Annotated in this window: 19 protein-coding genes, 1 pseudogene and 2 other annotated features; of the genes and pseudogenes, 16 read left to right on the top strand and 4 right to left on the bottom strand. The window is 35.9% G+C overall.

Going from position 1 to position 22,513, the window contains the following annotated elements; all coding sequences use genetic code 11:
* Positions 1-32 precede the first annotated feature (32 nt).
* Entirely contained in the window at positions 33-665 is a 633-nt protein-coding gene (locus MKY94_RS13925; RefSeq protein WP_144535281.1) for a GNAT family N-acetyltransferase, read from the bottom strand.
* Between the two features lie 173 nt (positions 666-838).
* Between MKY94_RS13925 and acsA the strand changes: the two genes are divergently transcribed.
* On the top strand, positions 839-2,557 hold the full coding sequence (gene acsA, locus MKY94_RS13920; protein WP_144535283.1) for an acetate--CoA ligase: 1,719 nt from the start codon (positions 839-841) through the stop codon (positions 2,555-2,557).
* A gap of 862 nt (positions 2,558-3,419) precedes the next feature.
* Here acsA and MKY94_RS13915 read toward each other — a convergent pair.
* Positions 3,420-4,814, bottom strand: coding sequence for an amino acid permease (locus MKY94_RS13915; protein WP_342577241.1), 1,395 nt, complete (start codon positions 4,812-4,814; stop codon positions 3,420-3,422).
* 83 nt (positions 4,815-4,897) lie between these two features.
* Positions 4,898-5,149: a binding site (T-box leader), on the bottom strand.
* A gap of 397 nt (positions 5,150-5,546) precedes the next feature.
* Here MKY94_RS13915 and MKY94_RS13910 point away from each other — a divergent pair.
* From MKY94_RS13910 to MKY94_RS13885, 6 genes and pseudogenes are all read left to right on the top strand, one after another.
* Positions 5,547-5,957, top strand: a pseudogene (locus MKY94_RS13910) (VOC family protein).
* 207 nt (positions 5,958-6,164) lie between these two features.
* Positions 6,165-6,590: a hypothetical protein gene (locus tag MKY94_RS13905; RefSeq protein ID WP_154310322.1), complete on the top strand. Its 426-nt coding sequence runs from the start codon at positions 6,165-6,167 to the stop codon at positions 6,588-6,590.
* 309 nt (positions 6,591-6,899) lie between these two features.
* Positions 6,900-7,337 (top strand): VOC family protein, encoded by a 438-nt coding sequence (locus MKY94_RS13900; RefSeq protein ID WP_342577240.1) that lies wholly within the window; start codon positions 6,900-6,902, stop codon positions 7,335-7,337.
* 556 nt (positions 7,338-7,893) lie between these two features.
* Positions 7,894-8,724 (top strand): amino acid ABC transporter substrate-binding protein, encoded by an 831-nt coding sequence (locus tag MKY94_RS13895; RefSeq protein WP_154310324.1) that lies wholly within the window; start codon positions 7,894-7,896, stop codon positions 8,722-8,724.
* Positions 8,711-9,400, top strand: a complete 690-nt coding sequence (locus MKY94_RS13890) for an amino acid ABC transporter permease (protein WP_144535296.1) — start codon at positions 8,711-8,713, stop codon at positions 9,398-9,400. The genes MKY94_RS13895 and MKY94_RS13890 overlap by 14 nt, the downstream gene beginning before the upstream one ends.
* Positions 9,401-9,436: 36 nt before the next feature.
* Positions 9,437-10,171, top strand: coding sequence for an amino acid ABC transporter ATP-binding protein (locus MKY94_RS13885; RefSeq protein ID WP_340844617.1), 735 nt, complete (start codon positions 9,437-9,439; stop codon positions 10,169-10,171).
* Between the two features lie 371 nt (positions 10,172-10,542).
* On the opposite strand, the gene MKY94_RS13880 is transcribed toward MKY94_RS13885, so the two are convergent.
* Positions 10,543-13,458 carry a transglycosylase domain-containing protein gene (locus MKY94_RS13880; protein ID WP_342577239.1) on the bottom strand — a complete coding sequence of 972 codons (2,916 nt, stop codon included), beginning with the start codon at positions 13,456-13,458 and terminating at the stop codon, positions 10,543-10,545.
* Between the two features lie 98 nt (positions 13,459-13,556).
* Positions 13,557-13,752: a binding site (T-box leader), on the top strand.
* A gap of 80 nt (positions 13,753-13,832) precedes the next feature.
* Between MKY94_RS13880 and tyrS the strand changes: the two genes are divergently transcribed.
* The 6 genes from tyrS to MKY94_RS13850 all read left to right on the top strand — a co-directional run bounded on the left by tyrS (position 13,833) and on the right by MKY94_RS13850 (position 18,083).
* Positions 13,833-15,098: a tyrosine--tRNA ligase gene (gene tyrS / locus MKY94_RS13875; RefSeq protein ID WP_342577238.1), complete on the top strand. Its 1,266-nt coding sequence runs from the start codon at positions 13,833-13,835 to the stop codon at positions 15,096-15,098.
* Positions 15,099-15,409: 311 nt separating this feature from the next.
* Positions 15,410-15,658 (top strand): DUF3006 family protein, encoded by a 249-nt coding sequence (locus MKY94_RS13870; RefSeq protein ID WP_144535304.1) that lies wholly within the window; start codon positions 15,410-15,412, stop codon positions 15,656-15,658.
* Positions 15,659-15,828: 170 nt separating this feature from the next.
* Entirely contained in the window at positions 15,829-16,206 is a 378-nt protein-coding gene (locus MKY94_RS13865; RefSeq protein ID WP_151113496.1) for a VOC family protein, read from the top strand.
* A gap of 17 nt (positions 16,207-16,223) precedes the next feature.
* Positions 16,224-17,039 carry an alpha/beta hydrolase gene (locus MKY94_RS13860; protein ID WP_342577237.1) on the top strand — a complete coding sequence of 272 codons (816 nt, stop codon included), beginning with the start codon at positions 16,224-16,226 and terminating at the stop codon, positions 17,037-17,039.
* 90 nt (positions 17,040-17,129) lie between these two features.
* Positions 17,130-17,393, top strand: coding sequence for a hypothetical protein (locus tag MKY94_RS13855; RefSeq protein ID WP_342577236.1), 264 nt, complete (start codon positions 17,130-17,132; stop codon positions 17,391-17,393).
* Positions 17,394-17,489: 96 nt separating this feature from the next.
* Entirely contained in the window at positions 17,490-18,083 is a 594-nt protein-coding gene (locus MKY94_RS13850; protein WP_151113501.1) for a hypothetical protein, read from the top strand.
* 106 nt (positions 18,084-18,189) lie between these two features.
* On the opposite strand, the gene MKY94_RS13845 is transcribed toward MKY94_RS13850, so the two are convergent.
* Positions 18,190-19,164: an iron-siderophore ABC transporter substrate-binding protein gene (locus MKY94_RS13845; RefSeq protein WP_191963838.1), complete on the bottom strand. Its 975-nt coding sequence runs from the start codon at positions 19,162-19,164 to the stop codon at positions 18,190-18,192.
* A gap of 187 nt (positions 19,165-19,351) precedes the next feature.
* Here MKY94_RS13845 and MKY94_RS13840 point away from each other — a divergent pair, with 187 nt between their 5' ends.
* Genes MKY94_RS13840 through MKY94_RS13830 form a run of 3 tightly spaced genes read left to right on the top strand, consistent with a single transcriptional unit; the run spans position 19,352 to position 22,241 of the window.
* Positions 19,352-20,356, top strand: a complete 1,005-nt coding sequence (locus MKY94_RS13840) for an iron ABC transporter permease (protein ID WP_154310336.1) — start codon at positions 19,352-19,354, stop codon at positions 20,354-20,356.
* The gene (locus MKY94_RS13835) at positions 20,353-21,408 is read left to right on the top strand and encodes an iron ABC transporter permease (protein WP_151113504.1); all 1,056 of its coding nucleotides are present in this window, start codon (positions 20,353-20,355) and stop codon (positions 21,406-21,408) included. Before MKY94_RS13840 ends, MKY94_RS13835 begins: the two co-directional genes overlap by 4 nt.
* A gap of 20 nt (positions 21,409-21,428) precedes the next feature.
* Positions 21,429-22,241, top strand: coding sequence for an ABC transporter ATP-binding protein (locus tag MKY94_RS13830; RefSeq protein ID WP_151113506.1), 813 nt, complete (start codon positions 21,429-21,431; stop codon positions 22,239-22,241).
* The last annotated feature ends 272 nt before the right edge of the window (positions 22,242-22,513 follow it).

The following is a 22,513-nucleotide window of genomic DNA, read 5'->3' as shown; positions in this document are numbered from 1 at the left end:
AACCCCTTTATAAGAAATTTAAAACATCTTTGTTAGTACATAAAACGGTTCATAAAGCGCAGCTGATCAAATTGCTGAATGGATTCATTGTCAACTCGACTTCCAATTTTGGCCATCAAGCAATTGGCAGGATGTGAGCTAATCTCTGGATCGTCAGTAGCGTAATATTCAAGCCCTCCGGCCATCATCATTTTCTCCATCATCTTTCGATACTCCCATACATTTAAACCAGTTCCCTTTAAGTCCCAATGCCAGTAATACTCAGTCGTGATCGTAATGTAATCCTCCATTGCGTCATCCATCATTGACACACGAAGTAATTCTTTTCCAACTCCGGTTCCACGAAATTTTGGAATGACTTCAATAGCACCTAATTCTATCAAATTTTCCATATTCCCTTGGGACCATCTTTCTAGTGGATCTGGATGGAGGAACGTACAGTATCCGACAATCATATTCTTATCTCTGACAATGATAATCCTGCCTTCGGGTAATTTTGCAATTTCGATAATTGCCTTATGCTGTTGTGCAGGATTACGGAACGCTATTAACTCTTCATGGAAAGTCAGATTTGCTAAATCTTCAGATGGTACCGGTCCTTCAATAACGATAGTGCCATGTTTCGTTTCTTTCTCTATCGAATTAAAAACTTTTTTGTGTTCCACATATTCACCACCTATAATTTAGTAACAGTTGCCACTATTATACATGATTTTTTATGAAGAAAGGGAATTCTATAAAACTGTAACAAAAGATTCTAAAAAGTAAAAACATTAGCATTATTTAATGAGAGTATTGTAGAATATAAGAGTGTATATTTATAGAAAGGGTGAATGGGATGAAAATCGAAGCGCTACCTGTAGTACAAGAGGAGTATCAATTAAAGGACTATGATGCTACTGCACGAGATTTCCAATGGGAAGAAGCCGAAAAGACTTTTACTTGGTATGAAACAGGGAAGGTAAATATGGCATACGAAGCGATTGATCGTCACGCAAAATCAGATAAAAAGGACAAAGTTGCCCTTTACTATCAAGATGCTGATCGTAAGGAGTCGTATACTTTCGGTGATATGAAAACTTGGACTGATAAAGCTGCAAACGTTTACAAAGAGCACTCTAACCTAGCAAAAGGAGATCGTCTTTTCATCTTTATGCCAAGATCTCCGGAGTTATATTTTGCGTTGTTAGGAGCAGTAAAAATGGGAACAATCGTTGGCCCATTGTTTGAAGCCTTTATGGAGGGGGCAGTATATGATCGTCTTCTTGATAGTGAGGCAAAGGCCATTGTAACCACACCTGACTTGCTAGGAAGAATACCATTGGATCGCCTACCAGATTTAGAAACTGTTTTCTTAGTAGGAGACAATATTAAAGAAGATGATAAGTTTATAGATTTTAATAAGGCTCTAAAAAATGCATCTGATGCTTTTGAAATCGAGTGGGTAGATAAGGAAGACGGACTAATTTTACATTATACTTCTGGCTCCACCGGGAAGCCAAAAGGAATTTTACACGTTCATTATGCGATGGTACAACAATACCAATCCATGAAATGGGTTATGGATATAAGAGATGATGATATATATTGGTGTACAGCTGACCCTGGGTGGGTTACTGGAACATCCTATGGAATTTTTGGCCCTTGGCTAGCAGGAACAACTTCACTTATTTTAGGTGGACGTTTTTCACCAGATGCTTGGTATAAAGCAATAGAAGAATATAAGATTACTGTTTGGTACAGTGCTCCAACTGCATTTCGTATGTTAATGGGGGCAGGGGATGGTATCGTGAAGAAGTATGATCTTACCTCCCTACGCCATGTATTATCGGTTGGTGAGCCACTAAACCCTGAAGTTATTAAGTGGGGCATGCAGGTGTTCAATAAGCGAATTCATGATACTTGGTGGATGACAGAAACAGGTGCTCAAATGATTTGTAACTATGGCTGCCTTCCTATTAAGCCGGGCTCTATGGGTAAACCATTACCAGGTGTAAAAGCTGCTATTATTGATAACAATGGCGTGGAAGTTCCGCCATTTACAATGGGTAACTTGGCTATCAAAAAAGGCTGGCCATCTATGATGCGTCAAGTTTGGAAAAACCAAGAAAAATTTGAATCCTACTTTATTAATGATGAGTGGTACTTCTCAGGTGACTCTGCCTATATGGATGATGATGGCTACTTTTGGTTCCAAGGTAGAGTGGATGATGTAATTATGACTTCTGGTGAGCGAGTTGGGCCATTTGAAGTGGAAAGTAAATTATTAGAGCATCCTGCTATTCTAGAAGCAGGTGTAATAGGTAAGCCAGATCCAGTGCGTGGAGAGATTATTAAAGCGTTTGTTGCTTTAAATGAAGGGTATGAGCCTTCTGATGAACTGATTGAAGAAATTCAACAATTTGTGAAGAAGGGTCTTGCTGCTCATGCGGCTCCAAGAGAAATTGAGTTTAAGGATAAGCTTCCTAAAACTAGAAGTGGTAAGATAATGCGCCGAGTTTTAAAGGCTTGGGAATTACAACTTCCGACTGGCGACTTATCTACGATGGAAGATTGATAATAAAGGTCGTAGCATTGAAAAAAATGCTACGGCTTTTTTTATGAATGATATAAATAACATTTACATAAAAATGGCTATGTTAAAGGTCAGGATTGATTTTTTGTGGGGTGGTATAGTTTGTGAAATGTTACACTGAAATTAACGCAAGTTTAGTTGAATGGCTTAGCTTCAATATCTAATATATTTATTTGGAAGGTGTTTTCAGTTATGGAGTTAATTGTGTTTTCCCTAGGGATTTTCGATACTTTATTTTGTAATTCAGGCCGCAGTTACAAAAGGAATTAACAGTTCAATAATTGGGAAATTACTTGAAAAAGAATACGAGGAAAGGGTAAATGAAAGAGTAAATGAAAGTTTAACAATTGATGATGTGCTTGAGAAATATAAAAAGAGAGATGATAAAAACAAGAGTTGATGCTAATTTCTTTTACTAAGGGGTGCTTAGTAAAAAATGTACATCAAAATTTCAATAGCAAAATAAAAAATGGTTAGGAAATCTAAACAGTTTTTTTACATCACGACTGAATTATACGAAAACAAAACCTGTTACTTTGTAATAAAGTTTAATCAAAAATATCCACGAACCCATATTTTACTGTAAACAAGAAGAATCCATTTTGAAAGAAAGTTTGATCAAAATAGATTCTTCTCTTGCATATTTTAAATATCTGTATTATAAGTAAAGTTTAATCATTTTATAAATGTGCTGCTCAACAATCGCTCCCATTAGTGGAATAACCAAAATATGATCTAAGCCCTAATAAAATCAGTTGCTTCTTGTTGAACTAATGCATCCGTTTGTTTATGTATATTTAGTCACATACGGGTGTTATTTGGTTTTGAGTTCTAGAAAAGAGGTTTATTCAACAATCTCACTTTCAATGGAACCTTCTGTAAAATCTTTTTTTTTGATTTTATATCCTATATATAGAATCAAAAACCATATAGGTGCTACAACTAATGCTATTCGCATGTCCTCAATAAATCCAATTAAGACAATAACAAGCGCTAAAAATGTTAATGCTAGATAGGTTGAAATTGGATATAACGGCATTTTAAATGCTAGTTTTTCTATTTCTTTTTTTGTTTTTGATTGTCTGAATTTTAGTTGGGCAATCAGGATAATCGTCCAGCTGGTAATAACCGCAACCGTGGCAACAGCAGAAATATACAAAAACACTTTTTCAGGAACAATATAATTCAAAACTACTGCGACTAATAAAAACAATGAAGAGAACAGGATTCCACGTCTTGGACTACCATTTTTGCTAAGCTTTCCGAAATATTTCGGACCGTTATTTTGCATTGATAAATTGTGTAACATTCTGCCAGAAGCGAATAACCCACTATTAAAAGCAGATAATGCTGCTGTTATGACAACAAAATTAATTATATGCGCAGCACCAGGAATTCCTACCTTTTCAAAAATTAAAACAAATGGGCTCCCATTTGTGCCTACCTCATTCCAGGGATATATAGCCATCATGACTCCTAATGCACCAATATAAAAAATTAATATCCTCCAGATAACATTGTTGATGGCCAACGGAATTGATTTTTGAGGATTTTTCGCTTCCCCTGCCGTAATTCCAACTAATTCTACCCCTCCAAATGAAAACATCACGAGGACCAAGGACATTACAATACCGTTGATTCCATTTGGCATGAACCCTCCATGAATCCAAAGATTGTCCAAACCGATTGGCTGTCCTCCGTTCCCGATTCCCAGGAAGATGATTCCTAGTCCAAGGAGAATCATTCCGATAATGGCTACAACTTTAATCAGTGCAAACCAGAATTCAAACTCTCCATATGCTTTTACATTAGCAAGGTTTATCAGTGTAATTACGATAAGTACAGCCAGTGCTACCAGCCACTGTGGAATATCAGGAAACCAGTAATTCACATAAACACCAGTCACCGTTATTTCTGCCATCCCAACGACAACCCACATAAACCAATAGGTCCAGCCAGTTAAGTAACCTGCAAACGCCCCTAAATATCGATGTGCATATGAACTAAATGAACCAGAAACCGGTTCGTCCACAGCCATTTCCCCAAGTGCTCTCATAATGGTAAAAATAACTAAGCCTCCGACTAAATATGAGAACAAAATGGATGGACCAGCCATTTGAATGGTTGCACTCGAACCATAGAACAATCCAACTCCAATTGCACCTCCAAGTGCAATTAACTGGATATGCCTATTATCTAAACCCCGTTGAAGTCTCTGATTTTGATTACCTTTACTCAATCATTATTCCTCCTTAAAATATTATTTCTAATATTGCAAGGATATAAAAAACAAAGTATAAAAAAACGCCCTTTTGGATTAACCAAAAGGACGATTCAACTCGTGTTACCACCTTTAATGCATAAGCAACTCATATTGCTTACCTTTGTAAGTACAGTCATCTGACGATACTTTAGCACATGATTACGGGTGCTAAGCCGGTGTAGCCTACTAAGGAATCCTATTCAGTACACTGCTCCAAGATGAATTCACAATCGTTCAACATGCACCTCTCATCAACCGGTAACTTTCTGTCTGTTTGCATGATTGCTACTATTTCTTATCATAGCCTTTATTCTTATATCCCGAAATGTTTTAAACAAATCTTCGTTATGCAAATATTAATTATATATTATATTATAGATTAATTTAACTTTGTCAATATAAAATGTTCTGCTTCAACTCCCTCAGTTTAATACGATTTTCTTTAAATATATTATTCAAGAATAGGGCCCTGATATAGATATTAACTACCATCAGACTGTTAGCCTGATAGGCAAGTTTATTTCTTTTATTCCTTTAAAGATACAGAAAAAGAATTTAGAGTTAGATATGCAATCAGTTGAATAAAAGAAATCCAGCTTCATATGTTGCTTAACAGATTCTGTATAATAATTTTATTCTTTGAAGGAATTCATTTATGAAATAGAGAACTATAGTGTGAATGACAATACTATAGTAGAGGTGAGTAATATGGGGTTTCAGGCTGATAAGATATTCGTAAATTTAGCAGTAAAAGATTTAAAATAGACTAAGGAATTTTTTTCTAAATTGGGGTTTGAATTCAATTCCCAGTTTACCAATGAATTTGCAGCAAGCATGATTATTAGTGATAATATATTTGCTATGTTGTTAGTTGAAGAACATTTTAAGACTTTTACGAAAAAAGAAATCGCCGATTCTACAAGAAGTAATGAAGCAATCTTGGCACTATCTGTTGATAGTAAAGAAAAAGTCGTTGCGATTGTAAACAAGGCATTAGAAGCAGGCGGGAAAATTTCAATGGAACCACAAGACCATGAATTTATGTATGGATGGAGTTTTGAGGATATTGACGGTCATCTTTGGGAGCTTTTTTACATGGATGAAAGTGCAATAAAATAATTTATTCTAAACATTAAGTAACTCACAATAAACCGAATGAGGAAGCTGGCACATGGTGTTGGCTTTTTTGTCGTACATAATGAAGATTATGTGGAACAGAGTTACAGTTGCTTATTAAACTATTGGGAGCTTTACTTTAAGAAGAGGCTATTGCCTTTAACATTCAGGTTTTTATGGTAATGTGGAGGAATTTAAGGTGGTTGATCAATGAATATTAAAAAAATTTTAGCATTTTTATTAATTGTAAGTACTCTTTTTTATGTTTCCTATCTTATGGTGTATAAACTTTCATTTTTACCAAATGGATATGATATTGAAGAAATTAAAAAAGATTATGTTTCGCTAAAATCATTCAATTTCTTAGGAGTTGAAAAACATATAATAACTCTGCTCTTTTCTGAGGATGACACTTGGAAAATTGATGAAATTGAATATGCAGTAAATAGACAAAAGGAATTTTTATGGCTGTTGTTTTCTTTTGTTACTATTTCAGGATTTTTGTTGATTTATAAGGTTCTAAATGGATTAAAATTATGGAAAGCAGTCTTAGAAAGTAATATTGTTTTTGCTGTTTTGTTACCTCTTCTTCCTGTTCTAAACTCATTGAATAGGTTATTTGACTTAATCTCCTGATTACTCAACTACCGATTGCTTTACTTTAAGAAATGTAAAGCCTTTTTTCTTATTGTACTAACGGTCAGTATTGTTCAATAATCAAAGAGAAACATTTATTAAAAATAGGTGAAAAGTAGATGAATAGCCCCAGTTGATACTGTTGGGGAGATGAGTAAGAATATAAAAATAATTTAATGCAAAATTAGTGAAATGATTCTTTTTATCACGGGCAATGCTAGTATCTTACTATTTTAATCATCCCTTTGTTAATACTAGAATTTCAATACAGGATCATGCAAGATAACATGAATTTAGGAGGCATTAAATTTGAAAATCCAAAAAATAGATCATGTTGGTGTAATCGTAAATGATCTCTCTGCCACTAAAGAGTTTTTTCTCGATTTTGGACTTGAGGTGAAAGGGGAATGGGAAATGGAAGGAGAGTTGATGGGATATGCAGTTAGGCTTAATGACGCTAAAGTAGCGTGTGTAGGCATGGGAACATCAGACGGTCAGACATGGATAGAGCTAATCAAATTTTATTCACCGTCAGATGAAAAAGATATTCAGCAAACCTTTGCTAATACCCTTGGTATCCGTCATATTGCATTTACTGTTGAAGATATTGAAGCTGTTGTTGCTAAATTGAAAAAGAAGGGTACGGAAATATTTAGTGAGATACAGCGATATGAAGAAAGTTATAAATTATGCTACGTTCGTGGTCCAGAGGGAATTATTTTGGAGTTGGCTGAAGAAATCAAATAAGCAGTGTAAAAAATTGTTACTTTCTATTTTTTTAGTTTGTGAAGAAATGTACTTAAGCTAACGAGTGCTTTAGCAAAACAAGATCATCATTTTATGAGGGTCTATTTTTTATCTAATCATCCAGTGGACCTCAGAAGAAATCCATTGTGAAATGTTACACTTAAACTAAAGCGATAGTTTAGTTGAAGAAGTTTTTTTCGATTGTGATAAATAATATGTGTAAATTATTGAACAAAAATTTTTATTTTGTGCTCTCATCGCGAAATCAAAAAACAATCTCTTGAAATTACCCAACTAAAGAAAATAAGGATGTACTCTGGTAGGAAAGCTTAGTATTAAACGTTCAGAAATTAGTGGTCTTGGTTATAATAACAATGTTTTCAAATTTATTGCGATAATTAGACCTTCTACTATATTATAAACGATTGAAATATATGTGATAATTCTTAATGATTTGGGTATTAATACTTGGAGATAATTGTTTTGACTCGTGGGTATCCATGTATTAAGATAATGATTACCAAGTATGTTTATCTGAATTAGGAGGAATCATGACATGAAAAAATTTAGCTATTTGCTATTATTGATTATTTCTGCTGTGCTAGTGTTAGCGGCATGCAACGGCAAAGAGAACGGAAACGAAGGCGGAAATGGAAATCAAAACGAATCGGGCAATGCTGATGGGGATCTGCTAGCGAAGGTAAAAAACAGCAGTGAGCTATTGGTCGGTACTGAAGGAACATACGCACCTTTCACATTCCATGATGAGTCTGGTAAGTTGACTGGGTTTGACGTTGAGATTGTAGAAGAAATTGCTTCACGCCTTGGCGTAAAGGCAAAATTCATGGAAACACAGTGGGATGCAATGTTCCCGGGTCTAGATTCAGAACGTTTCGATATGATTGCCAACCAAGTGGGAATTAAACCAGAACGCCAAGAAAAATATGATTTCTCTGACCCATATATTTCATCATCTGCAGTATTGGTAACACAAGCAAACAACAATGACGTTAAAGCATTTGAAGATATTAAAGGCTTGAAATCTGCTCAATCCCTTACAAGCAACTACGGTGAAATAGCGAAGTCATATGGGGCTGAATTAGTTGGCATTGACGGGTTCATTCAAGCTATTGAATTGTTGAATTCAAACCGTGTAGATGTAACCATCAACGATAAATTAACTGTACTTGATTACCAAAAACAAAAACCTGAAGCAAATATCAAGATTGTAGCAGAAGCTGACGATGCTGCACAAAGTGGTTTGATGTTCCGTAAAGGAAGCGAAACACTAGTGGAAGCTGTAAACAAAGCATTGAACGAAATGATCGAAGATGGCACGTACAACGAAATTTCTGAGAAATGGTTCGGCGAAAATGTTTTGGAATGATCCTGATAAAGTGGAGCGCTATATAGATATTGCTCAATCTTCTCTCCTCCCTCTGCTGGAGGGTGCTGTTGTATATACGCTCCCATTGACGCTAATTACATTCGTTTGTGGACTTGTACTAGCAATTCTTACAGCGTTGGCTAGAATATCAACCATCAAACCGTTCCAATGGATTGCACGCATTTATGTCTCCGCCATTCGGGGAACGCCTTTATTGGTACAGTTGTTTATTCTATTTTATGGTTTGGGATCAGTTGGGGTTGTCATTGACCCGTTCCCAGCCGCTGTTATTGGGTTTTCATTGAATGTGGGGGCATACGCTTCTGAAGTGATCCGTGCGGCTATCCTATCTATCCCTAAAGGGCAGTGGGAAGCTGCACAAATGATAGGGATGACTTATTCCCAGACATTGCGCCGAGTGATTTTGCCTCAGGCTACACGAGTATCCATCCCGCCTCTTTCGAATACATTCATCGGCCTGGTGAAAGATACTTCTTTGGCATCTGCTATTCTAGTAACCGAAATGTTTAGAAGAGCGCAAGAGATTGCGGCATTCAACTATGAGGTCCTATTACTTTATACTGAGGTTGCTATCCTGTATTGGATCATCTGTTTCTTACTTTCGCTTGTCCAAGGTCGATTGGAAAATCGATTCGATCGCTACGTAATGAAATAAATCTATTTAACGGATGAAGTAGAAAGGAGAATAGGATTGATAAAAATTAATGGACTGCACAAACGATTTGGCGACCTTGAAGTTTTGAAGGGAATCGACCTGGAAATCGATCAAGGTAAAGTGGTCGTTGTCATCGGACCTTCAGGTTCTGGAAAAACGACTTTGCTTCGCTGTCTGAATATACTGGAAGTCCCTTCGGCTGGAAGCATTTCCATTGACGGCCAAACGATTGATTTTTCCAAACCTGTACCTAAGAAAGAAGTTGATTTTTTCAGAAGAAAATCAGCAATGGTTTTCCAGCACTACAATCTTTTCCCTCATATGACGGCACTTCAGAACGTCATGGAAGGACCGATGATCGTGCAGCAGAAATCAAAAGAAGAAGCCCGCCAAAAAGCAGCACAACTATTGACTAAAGTAGGGCTTGGAGACAAGCTTGACTATTATCCTCATCAGCTTTCTGGCGGACAGCAGCAGCGTGTAGGGATTGCCAGAGCTCTTGCGTTGGAGCCAAAAGTAATGCTTTTCGATGAACCGACTTCTGCACTGGATCCCGAGCTCGTAGGGGAAGTACTGCAGGTCATGAAAGATCTCGCAGGGACGGGCATTACCATGGTCGTAGTTACCCATGAAATGCGGTTTGCAAACGATGTAGCATCTGAAGTTATCTTTATGGATCAAGGGAAGGTCGTCGAACGAAGCCAGCCGTCCGAGATGTTCACAAATCCTAAAGAAGAGCGGACACGACAGTTCCTGAATTTGATTCAATAATGAAAAGCCCTTTCCTCAATTCAGTGATTTATTGAGGTAGGGCTTTTATTATGATTAGGTGATGGGAAGTCTATTTTCCTGTTCTGTTCTTTCTACAGAGCGATCGAGCATCAACTGGTTCTTGCGTTGAGTAGTTATATGGTTAATTTTGAACTTGTGAACTTTTATTAGACCAAATTTTGGGGTTTCGATTGGTATTATACTACTTAATGCAATATTGATTTGGAGAAAAATAAAAAAGTAATATTAATCGATTTTTTAATAGGGGGAGAGATAGAACTTCCCCATCCTCACACGTCGTTTTTAACGTTCTAAAGATGTGAGTATATAAAGAAGGCGGTGACTTTTGTCACCGCCTTCTTCTTTATTAGTTACGGAGTAGACTCTTCTGGTGTAGTTGGCTCTACTGGAGGAGTGATAATTACATCACTTCCGCCACCATTACCATCACCAGGGGCAGGCTGTTCAGGCTCTTCTCCCACTGGCTCCTCGGGAGGAAGAACTGGGATTACTGGGTCTGGCGCATTCAAAGTACTTATATTAGAAGCGCCAGACTGTAGACCAGTGATATCTACTGTTACTACCACATATTGTCCAGGAGAAGTAATTTGATGGCTATAGTTTTCCGCCTCGAGCTTAGTCGTTATAAGAACTCTGTTTCCATTCACCACTTGATATACACGATAACCAATTACATCATTAGAAGCTGATTTCGTCCAAGTCATTGTGTTTCCTGAAAGAGAGGTGACAACTGGAGCTGGTGGAGCACCGTCTGCCTCAAATACTTTTTCTGATACGACATTGCTAGCAAATGATGAGTCGTTCGGGAATAGCTTACTAGCGTCCCCACCAAAGCGACCAAGCATTCGTTTTATAAAGCTCTCACTTACTCCATGTCCACCTGCAACAACAAATTCACTTGGAGTAGAGTCCAATGAACGGTACTTACTACCGTTTATGACTACGTAAGACGATGATACTAAACTATCATCAGCCTGAGTAGGCAACATCACCTTTGCATTAAATAAGTCAGATTTCACAAGACCTGCTTGTTCACATGCAGTAGAAGGTGATAGACCAGAAATACCACAGAATGACCTAGATACCACACCATCAGGTGCTTTGAAAGCGTTTGGTGCATCCACAAGCTCCGGGTTGATATCGTACATTGCATTCATCATATTGGACCAAAGTGTATTAATACGAACGCTTGGGTGTCCATAACGGTTGTTCATATGGAATAGCGTAAGCTTTTGCTCGTCATAACCTAGCCAGACACCTAAGGAAACATTAGGGTTATAGCCTATTAGCCACGAATCACTGTGTCCTTGTGTTGTACCAGTTTTTGCTCCAAAATCTGATTGGAATTTTAGACGAGAATTTGCTAATTTAGCTGTACCTTGTGTCATAACATCTCTTAAAATATCAGTCATAATGTAAGCTGTCTGTGGACTAAAAACATCGACAGGCTCTACTTTGTGCTGGTAAATAAGATTCCCTTCAACATCTTCTATCTTTTCAATCATATATGCATCAATGAACTGACCATTATTAGCAAAAGTTCCATATGCATTTGTAGTTTCTTCTATAGAAGCTCCTTTTTTCATACCACCAATAGAAAGTGCAAGGTTAGCATATTCATCTTCTTCAATGCTTTTGAAGCCCATTTTCATCATGAAATCAGTTGGCTTTTTATCCTTTATTTGATCGTAAAGTCTAATGGTCGATAAGTTTTGGGAGGTAGTAACTGCTTGTCGAGCTGAAATAATTCCTAACTCCTGAGCAGTTGTATAGTTAGTTGGTGCCCATTTGTTTCCGTTATCATTAATATTAAATTTAACATCTGCAAGGGGGCTTCCGGCTCCGATAACACCGTATTCAAGAGCAGGTGCATATACTACCAATGGTTTAATAGTAGAACCCATTGAGCGCACAGCCTGAGTAGCATGATTATATTGCTCTACATTATAATCACGTCCACCTAGGAAGGAAAGAATCCTACCGGTTCCGTTTTCAATCAGCATACTGCCGACTTGGACAGGAAAATCTTTTGTAATTGTTTCTCCAGTAGTAGGGTCCTTCACACTAATATTAGTATAAGTATGACCATAGGATTCAAATTCGTCCCTTACTTGAAGCATTTTCTCATACATATCTTTGTTGATAGTAGTATGAATACGATATCCACCAGTGCTTGCAGCACGTTGAGCCATAATATTGTACTTCTCGATTAGAGGATCACCGTTTTCCAAGGCCTCTAAATCGACACCATCCTTTTCAGCTAGCTGAACGCTTAAAATATCTCGTACTCTCTTTTCAATCTCAAAGGTTAGCCAAGGATATTTTTCTTCTGGAAGAGCTTCCTTACTTCTAAAATCTTTTGTAATATCATAGTTAACAGAAGCTTCATATTCAGCTTCAGTTATGTAACCTGTTTCTTTCATACGATATAAAACAACCTTCATACGGTCAATTCCATGCTGTAACGATTCTCCTTCTTTTAAAACACCACCATTACTAAAAGGCGTATATTTGAATGGGGCTTGGGGAATCCCAGCAATGTATGCAGCTTGAGGAAGTGTAAGGTCTTTCGCCTTCACATTAAAAATTCCCTGTGCGGCAGTTTCAATACCAGCAATATTACGACCGTTAGCGTTTCTTCCATAAGGGATGATATTTAGATAGGCTTCTAATATTTCATCCTTAGACATAAATTCCTCTAATCGCATGGCTAAGAGAATTTCTTTTGCTTTCCTTTCATAAGAAACTTCGTTTGTTAAAATTTGATTTTTAATCAGCTGTTGAGTAAGTGTTGAACCACCTGTTTGCGTATCTGAGTTTGTCATGTCTTGTAATAGACCACGGATGATTGCTTTAGGAACTATTCCATTATGAACTTTAAAATATTCATCCTCTGTAGCTAGGACAGCATCAATGACATATGGGGAGACATTCGATAATTTTGTTTCAGTTCTTTCTAAATCTGTTCTAAGTTTCCCTAAGTAGACATCTCCAGCGAAGTATATTTCTGAGGTTTCTTCATAATTAAACACAGCAGCTCGCATTTTTTCTTTTTCTCGTAAAGGTTCATCCTTTATTAAAGAAGTAAAATAACCTGCACCAACAGAAGCGGCAAATATTCCAAGTGTTAGACCAACTACTAAAAATATTAAGCATAAGTTCCACACTACACTTGAAGATATACGCAATCTTCTTGCCCATTTGGTTGATTGCCAAGCATCTACTTTCTCTTTATATAAGTGGAATTTCTCCATCCATTTATTCATTAATTTCTCGACCTCCAAATCAACAATATTATATCATAGTCCTATATTATAGACGATAGTTATTGACATACGATTCAAATTAGGTAAAATAGGTATAACATTTAACGAAGAAAAGTCCGAAGTAGTGCTTATACATACTGTTTAGAGAGCTAACGGTTGGTGAAAGTTAGTCGGTGGTTAAGATGCGAATTACAGGCTTGGAGTTATACGTCGTCACAACGTTACATGTGAAAAAGCGGAAGGATTGTTCCTTCAAGCTGGGTGGTACCGCGCTAACTAATAAGCGTCCCTGCATGATTTTTATCATGCAGGGACTTTTTGTTTTTTGGCAATAAATCAGTACTGCCTTTTCCAATAATAAGGAGGAGACAAAAATGACAAACTCATTAATTGAAGACCTGCAATGGAGAGGACTTTTGTATCAGCAAACTGATGCAGAAGGAATGGATGAGCTTCTATCCACTGAAAAAGTATCCTTATATTGTGGAGTTGACCCAACTGCAGACAGTATGCATATTGGTCACATTGTTCCGTTATTAACACTTCGCAGATTTCAAATGCATGGTCATCGTCCAATTCTTTTAGTCGGCGGAGCTACTGGAATGATTGGTGACCCGTCTGGTCGTTCAGAAGAAAGACAACTACAAACTACCGAACAAATTGATTTAAATGTTCAAGGGATTAAAAAGCAAATGGAACGTATTTTTGATTTCCAATCTGAAAATGGAGCACAGATGGTAAACAATCGCGAATGGATTGGGCCTATGTCTGTTATCGAATTTTTAAGAGATTATGGAAAGCTTATTAATATCAATTATATGCTAGGGAAGGATTCTATTGCTTCACGCTTAGACTCAGGACTTTCCTTTACAGAGTTTGCCTATACATTAATTCAAGGAATCGATTTTAATCACTTATTCAATCATTATGGCTGCCGAGTTCAAGTCGGTGGATCAGATCAATGGGGCAATATTACGACTGGTTTAGAAATAATTCGTAAAACACATGAGGAAGAAACAAAGGCATTTGGTATTACGATTCCTTTAGTGACTAAAGCAGATGGTACTAAATTTGGTAAATCAGCTTCAGGTTCAGTATGGTTAGATGCACAAAAAACATCTCCATATGAGTTCTACCAATTTTGGATAAATACAGCCGATTCAGATGTTATTAAATACTTGAAAATTTTTACTTTCCTTGAGAGAGAGGAAATCGAAGGATTAGAAGTAACTGTACAAAATGAGCCACATTTACGTAAAGCTCAAATGACTTTAGCAGAAGAAATGACTCGCTTGATACATGGTCAAGAGGCGTTGGATCAAGCGGTGAGAATTTCTCAAGCATTGTTTAGTGGAAACCTAAAGGCGCTTACAGCGGAAGAAATGAAGGATGCTTTTAAGGATGTTCCATCGGTAGAAATGACAAAGGATGAAAAAAATATAGTTGATTTCATTGTAGAAGCAACTGTATCTCCCTCTAAAAGACAAGCACGTGAAGATGTAACTAATGGTGCTATTTCTATAAATGGTGAAAAAATTACAGAAGTTGGATATGTTGTAGGGCAAGTGGACAGATTAGAAGATGAATTTATGATTATTAGAAGAGGTAAGAAAAACTATAAAATGATTAAATTTGTATAATATTTAAGTTGCTTCTCATACTAATGGGAAGCAATTTTTTTTGTTAAAAAGTAGCCTTTTATACGATTTTTATTCAACTTTTTTAAAAACATGCCAAATATTTATGTTATATAGAAAAAGTTTCATGCTTTTCATTAAAAAGGTTAAATTTTGAACGTTTTAAAAAGTTTATATAAATAGTGGACAAAATAGGTGAAAATAAGTAACTATATAGTATAGAATAAGATTTAGGAACACTTCACCTAAAATAATTAAAATAAATTCTTATTATTTTTGAATATATTAGCTTTTAAAAAAGGGGGTTAGTAAACATGGAAGCGAAAAAATATATACTAAATCATTTCGATGATTTTTTTGTTATTCTTTTTGGGAAAAATGATAAAGCTGATAAGCTAGTTATTTTAAAAGAGAAGTTTACAATCGACGCAAAAGAAGGAGATCTTTTAGAGATTTCTATTAACGAAGATAAGACAGGATATGATTTTAAAATTATTCATGAGGAAGCCGATGATAAAAGACAAAGATTATTGGACTTAATCGAGAATATGGAAAAGAACTAAAAACCTTGAAGCTGATTTAGCTTCAAGGTTTTCTTTTTGAAAATAATCTTTGGGGAAATAGATGAAAATAGTAATTTAGTTTGTTAATGGGAAATTATTAATTATTAAAGGAAAATCTGGAAAGACATCGAATAGTAAATACATAATATATAAAGGTAGGAGGACACATATTGGGAACATCGTTATTAAATGGAGTAGAGGGAATTTTTATTCCTGTGAAGAATCCAGCTGTTTCAGCACAATGGTATGAAACCGTTCTAGGATTTAAGTTAAATTATATTGAAGAAGAAGCAGCTGTCATGAAAATATCGAATAATTCACCGACTGTCGTTTGTTTAGTTAAAGTAGAAAATTATACGCCTATGAAATTTCCTTCCAATAATTTTGGAGTGGGGAAATATGTTAACTTTATACCAAAAAATATTGAGAAACTTTACGATGAGCTAAAAAACAAAGGAATTGCAGTAAAACCCCTTGGAGGTGATGAGGAAAAGAAATACTTTACGTTTTTTGATCCGGATGGTAATCCACTTGGTGCTTGTCAGTAAAAGAGGAGGACAATTAAATGTATACAACTGTAAATGATGTAGAAGTTTACTATGAAATATACGGAGAAGGCACTCCTATTTTAATGCTTCATGGATTTTCACCAGATATGGAGCTGATGAAGGGTTGCATGGAGCCGTTTTTTCAAAAAACTAGAAGATCTTATAAAAGAATATACATAGATTTACCGGGGATGGGAAAATCAAAACAATTTGCTCATCTAAATAATACAGATGATTTAATGGAAGTAGTTATTGGTTTTATAGAGAAGGAAATGCAAAATGAGCCATTTTTAATTGCAGGGGAGTCATACGGTGGCTATTTAGCTCGTGGAGTTATTGCCAAAAATAGGTTTCCTATTCTAGGTGCTTTCTTTATTTGTCCTGTTATTAATGCAAACCATGATCAAAGGACACTTCCTGTTAAAAATATAGCAGAAAGAGACGAATGTTTCTTTAAAAAATTGTCTCGTAATATACAAAAAGAGTTCGAGAATAACTGTGTAGTATTAAACGAACTAACATTTAATCGATGGACTGAAGAGGTTATTGCAGGAATGAAGCGAGGGGATGTAGCGTTTTTACAGAAAATCGCCGGTAACTATGCCTTTAGTAATTGGTTTGAAGAGCCACAATTTAATAATCCTGCTGTGTTTTTACTTGGAAGGCAGGATGACGTGGTAGGTTATCAGGATGCACTAGACTTAAAAGAAAATTTTCCTAGCGCATCCTTTGCAATTTTAAGTGGGGCTGGTCATAATTTACAAATTGAAAGGCCTGTTCTATTTAATGCTTATTTAACCGATTGGTTGAATCGTTGTGAACAAAATAAATGATCTTTTGTTACATAAGTACGCTACAGAAAGATGTGACTGACTTATATGCATGAATTATTAAAAGGTTTTATAGATGACCCATGGTGGTTAATGCCAAAAAGTATGTCGGAAAATTTAAATAAGGAGTTAACAAAAGAACTTTCGCCAAGCCACCAACTCTATGGAAAATTTGCTGTAGCAGTAGCTCGAAGAACCGATAATGATGATGTGATATTTTGGATAGATGAGCTAAATAAGTATGCGGTAATTCATTTAACGTATTCAAAAGAAACTTCAAGTGAATTCCCAATTACTACACTATACACGTTGAGTGAGCTGGAAAAACACTGTAGAAATATATCGTCCATTTATTAAAGAAAGGGCAACTTTATATTGTGAGCTATTATATATTGCTCTTTTTTATAACTTAACTAAAGAGGTTACAGCAAATTAAGGAGTTTAAGTTTAAGAATGAATAATGAATTTAATATACAAAAGCAGTTTTATAGGATCTATAAAGGATATATTACTGTATCTGAATTTGAAGAATGGCTTTATAAAACAAAAGAAATAGAAAGTATTTATGGCTCTAATTTTTACTTTAATTTACTTGATTTGAATTATAGAAAGAAATACATAAAAAATGAATTAATGAATCTTATCGAGACGAAAATTCCGTTTTATGCATTTGAACAGGAACGAATCATGTCACTCTTGGAAAGCATAATAAAAGAAAAGAATGACTTAGTAGATATTTTAGAACAATTATATGAGGATTATTGTAGTGGATACACATTTCTACGATATTTAGGTCTTACCTATATTACTGGAATTGATGCCATTCCCAAGGTAGAACATAAAGATGAATGGGATAAAAATGAATTTGACCGTAAAAGAGAACTACTTAATAGTATTAAGCCCAAGGTTATTAATGAAGCTATGCGTTTATTATCTTTTTTTCAAAAAGGTTTGATAAAGATAACGGAGGAAAATGATTATAGCGATTATCGAAGGGAGGAAGATCGAATAGAGCTTAATAATATTGAAGGGATGTTTAAAGAATAAATTTAGGACACTAGGACACTAACACAAGAATAGCTACTAAAGTGGTAAAGCTTTGTAAAAAAAACTAGACAACCAAGATTGTCTAGTTTTTTACATTTATATTCTTTTATTTATTAAAAATCTCTTCGATTTCATCTAACATAATATTAGCTGCTAAAACTCCACCTGCTGTATTCCAAATAGCATCACTTACTTCATGAACATTTCCGCTTTTAACAGCATTTAAATTTTTCCAAAGGGGATCGTTCGTCCATTCCTTTGCGGTATCTAGGGCAGCTTTATCACCTTGTGGTGCATATGTGAAGTAGAATAATACGTCCCCATCCATTTTAGGAATAACTTCTTTGCCTACTTCTATAGCTAAATTCCCAAGCTTGTTATCAGTAGTAAAAAGTTCGGTTTGCTGGGAAGCACGTTTAAATCCTAAATCTTCAAAAATTACGCCGGAGAAAGAATCAGTATAATAAATTCTAGATTGGCCAGCCATGAAGCGTACAATAGAAATTTCTTGATCAGTTTTATCCCCAAGACTCTGTTTTACTTCATCTAGATGTGCGTCAAATTGACTTAATACTTCATTTCCTTTTTCTTCAAGGTTTAACGCTTTAGCATATAATTTAAAGTTTTCTTTCCAATCGCCTCGTAATGTATCAGAAAATACAGTTGGGGCAATTGCACTTAGTTGATCGTATACAGCTTCTTGACGAACTTTGGTACCTATAATTAAATCAGGTTTTAATGCTGCTATCTTTTCTAAATTTACCTCTTGCTCTACTCCTACAACTTCTACGTCTTTCATCTCGTCACTGATGTGGTCGTACCAAGGATCTCCAAGCCAAGATTGAACAGCGCCAACTGGTTTCACTCCTAAAGAGAGCAGGGCTTCTGTGCCTTCGTTAGTAAGAATTACAATCTTTTCAGGTGTTTTTTTGAGTGTAGTACTACCCATTGCATGTTCTACTGTGTAGCTAGTGTCGTCTTGTTTTTCACCTGTTGTAGTATCTTCTTTTTGTCCACAAGCTGCTAATAGCAATAAAGAAAATATAGAAATAATAGCGAAAAAAGGTTTTATTTTATTCAATTAGCTTACCTCCTAAAGTTAAATATTAATGATAATCATTTTCAATACAAACCTTATAATAGTTCTCTTGTAAACTTATGTCAATATGAAAATGAAAATGATTCTCAAACTCATTGACACTCTATATAACATGCAATAGACTAGAGGTAAATAGTGTAAATTTACGGATAATAGAAAGGTTACTTTTATGTTATTAAAAACGAACGGACAAAGACTAGTGGGACTAATTATTGTCATTTCTATACTAGTCTTCTTAATGTGTGCAAGTGTTATTTATGGATATACACAGACATCTTGGAAAATGGTGCTAGATGCTTTTCAAAATAATAATGGTTCAAACGAACATATTGTAATTGAAACAGTTAGACTCCCAAGAGCTCTAATCGCTGCAGCTGTTGGAAGTAGCTTAGCTATTTCTGGCGTTTTAATGCAAACTCTAACGAAAAATCCGCTTGCATCGCCTGGGATTTTTGGCATTAACGCTGGAGCAGGGTTTGCAGTAGTTTTAGCAGTAACTCTTTTCTCAGTAACTAATCTTCAAGCATTCGCTTGGATTTCTTTTTCAGGAGCTGCTGTGGCAGCAATTGCAGTATATACAATCGGTTCTGCAGGAAGAGAAGGACTTACACCAATGAAGTTAACTTTAGCTGGAGCAGCTATGTCAGCTATGTTTGCTTCTTTTACCCAAGGATTTCTTGTCATTAATGAGGCTGCTTTTGAGCAGGTGTTATTTTGGTTAGCTGGATCAGTTGAAGGTAGAAAGATGGAAATTTTATTAAATGTTTTTCCATATTTACTGTTAGGTTGGATAGGATCTTTTATTATAGCTTCTAAAATGAATGTTTTATCTATGGGAGAAGATGTTGCCAAAGGTCTAGGAGTAAACACTGGATTTTTAAAAATAATAGTTGCTATTATCGTTATACTCTTAGCTGGAGGATCTGTAGCTATCGCTGGACCAATTGGCTTTATTGGAATTGTTATTCCCCATCTAACTAGATATATCGTTGGTATCGATCATCGTTGGCTTATACCTTTTTCAGGTCTTCTAGGAGGAATTTTGTTGTTGGTTGCAGATATATTCGCCAGATATATCATCATGCCTCAAGAAGTTCCAGTAGGAGTTATGACTGCTATCATAGGGACTCCATTCTTCATTTACATTGCAAGAAAGGGGTTTAATGCACGATGAATCAATATAAAAATTTTAGAGTGTTTAAAGGAAAAGTATCCTTTCTATTAGATAAAAAAGCTATATTCATATTAATGAGTCTCCTAGTAATTACAGGAATTGTTTTTATCGTAAGCACAGGTTTAGGTGATATGAAATTAAGCCCCTTAACCGTTCTGAGTGTTTTTTTTGGTGGTGGAAGCGATTTGGAACAACTTGTAGTTCAATCCTTTCGTTTGCCTAGAATTATTGTCGCATTAATGGTGGGGATTGCTTTAGCGGTAGCTGGTGGCATCCTTCAAGGGATGATTCGAAATCCTTTGGCATCGCCTGATATTTTAGGGATAACAGGCGGTGCATCTGTGGCCGTTGTTAGTTTTTTAACTTTATTCAGTGATACAAATAATTCTCTGACAGTAAGTATTAAATGGTTACCTCTCGCAGCGTTTGTTGGCGCAGTGGTCATTGCACTACTTGTATATTTTCTTGCGTGGAAAAATGGCGTATCACCTATAAGAATAGTACTTATCGGTATAGGGATATCTGCGCTCATGCAAGCATTAACTACATTGATGATGATTATGGGACCGATTTATAGAGCAAGTCAGGCGAATATATGGATAACTGGCACAGTTTATGGTTCTAGTTGGAATAATGTTGCTATATTAGTTCCATGGACGATTATTTTTATAGCTATTGCTTTTTTTATGGTTAAAAATATAAATATTTTAGAGCTTGGAGATGACATAGCTACTGGAGTAGGGGGACGCATTCAACGCCACCGTTTCGTTCTATTATTAATAAGTACTGCTCTTGTAGGAGGGGCTGTAGCTTTTGCAGGTGGTATTGGTTTCGTCGGTTTGATGGCTCCACATATGGCAAGAAGGTTAGTAGGCTCTTCATTTGGAGCACTTTTGCCTGTATCTGCTTTAATAGGTGGAATCCTAGTCATGCTGGCTGATCTGATTGGAAGAACGATGTTTTCTCCCTTGGAAATTCCTGCAGGTGTATTTACGGCAGGAATAGGAGCACCTTATTTTATTTACTTATTGTTTAAAACTAGGAATGCTTAAATGTGAAGGAGTGTATTGAAATGAAACAAGTGATTGAGACACAAAATTTAACCCTTTCTTATGGGGAAAGTATTATTATAGATGATTTAAATCTTCAAATAGCAAAAGGGGAAATTACTGTTTTCATCGGTGGAAACGGGTGTGGGAAATCAACACTTCTTCGTTCAATTGCTCGTTTGTTAAAGCCAAAAAATGGCGCAGTATTGCTTGAAGGTAGTGCAATATCTAAAATGTCCACTAAGGATGTTGCTAAACAAATGTCTATTCTTCCACAATCGCCAATTGCGCCTGAGGGATTAACGGTTCTACAGTTAGTGAAGCAAGGAAGATATCCTTACCAAACATGGTTAAAACAATGGACAGAGGAAGATGAAGAAAAAGTAAAAAATGCTTTAAAAGCAACTGGTATTGAAGACCTCAAAGATCGACCGGTGGATTCTTTATCCGGGGGACAACGGCAAAGAGCATGGATTGCCATGACTTTAGCTCAAGATACAGATATTATCCTACTGGATGAGCCAACTACTTATCTTGATATGACACATCAAATTGAAATTCTTGATTTGCTTTATGAACTAAATGAAAACGAGAAACGAACGATTGTAATGGTACTACATGATATCAATTTGGCATGCAGATATGCGGATAATATAGTAGCGATTAAGGACCGGGAAATATATGCTCAGGGTAAACCAGAGCATATTATAAGCTGTCCTTTAGTAAAAAATGTGTTTGGTATGGATTGTCAGATTACAAAAGATCCGCTGTTTGGTACGCCATTATGTATTCCATTTGGTAAGGGAAGATGCATTCTACAGGAAGTAGAAGTCTAATCGGATCTGAGTCTCGATATCGATAAACTTCAGAACAATGTTTTCTTATCTTTTTATATGAAACATTTGACTCCCTAAAACTAAAGATAACAACTAACGTTGACTTCCTTACTTCTTCCCTCCCGTGGAAACTTACAGGTATAGCTGGGAGGTTGTTTAGCAGTCCAAGGGTAAGGTTACTGTTGATATAACTATTTATCGGTGAATTCGTTAGAAATTGGTGAAGTCTGACCATTCGATATTGGAGCATTAGACATATCTTCAGCTACAGG

Origin of the sequence: Psychrobacillus sp. FSL K6-2843 (assembly GCF_038626375.1) — a bacterium.
Lineage (GTDB): Bacteria > Bacillota > Bacilli > Bacillales_A > Planococcaceae > Psychrobacillus > Psychrobacillus faecigallinarum.
The sequence above is the reverse complement of the archived record's forward strand: the minus strand, read 5'-3'. Positions and strand labels throughout refer to the sequence as shown.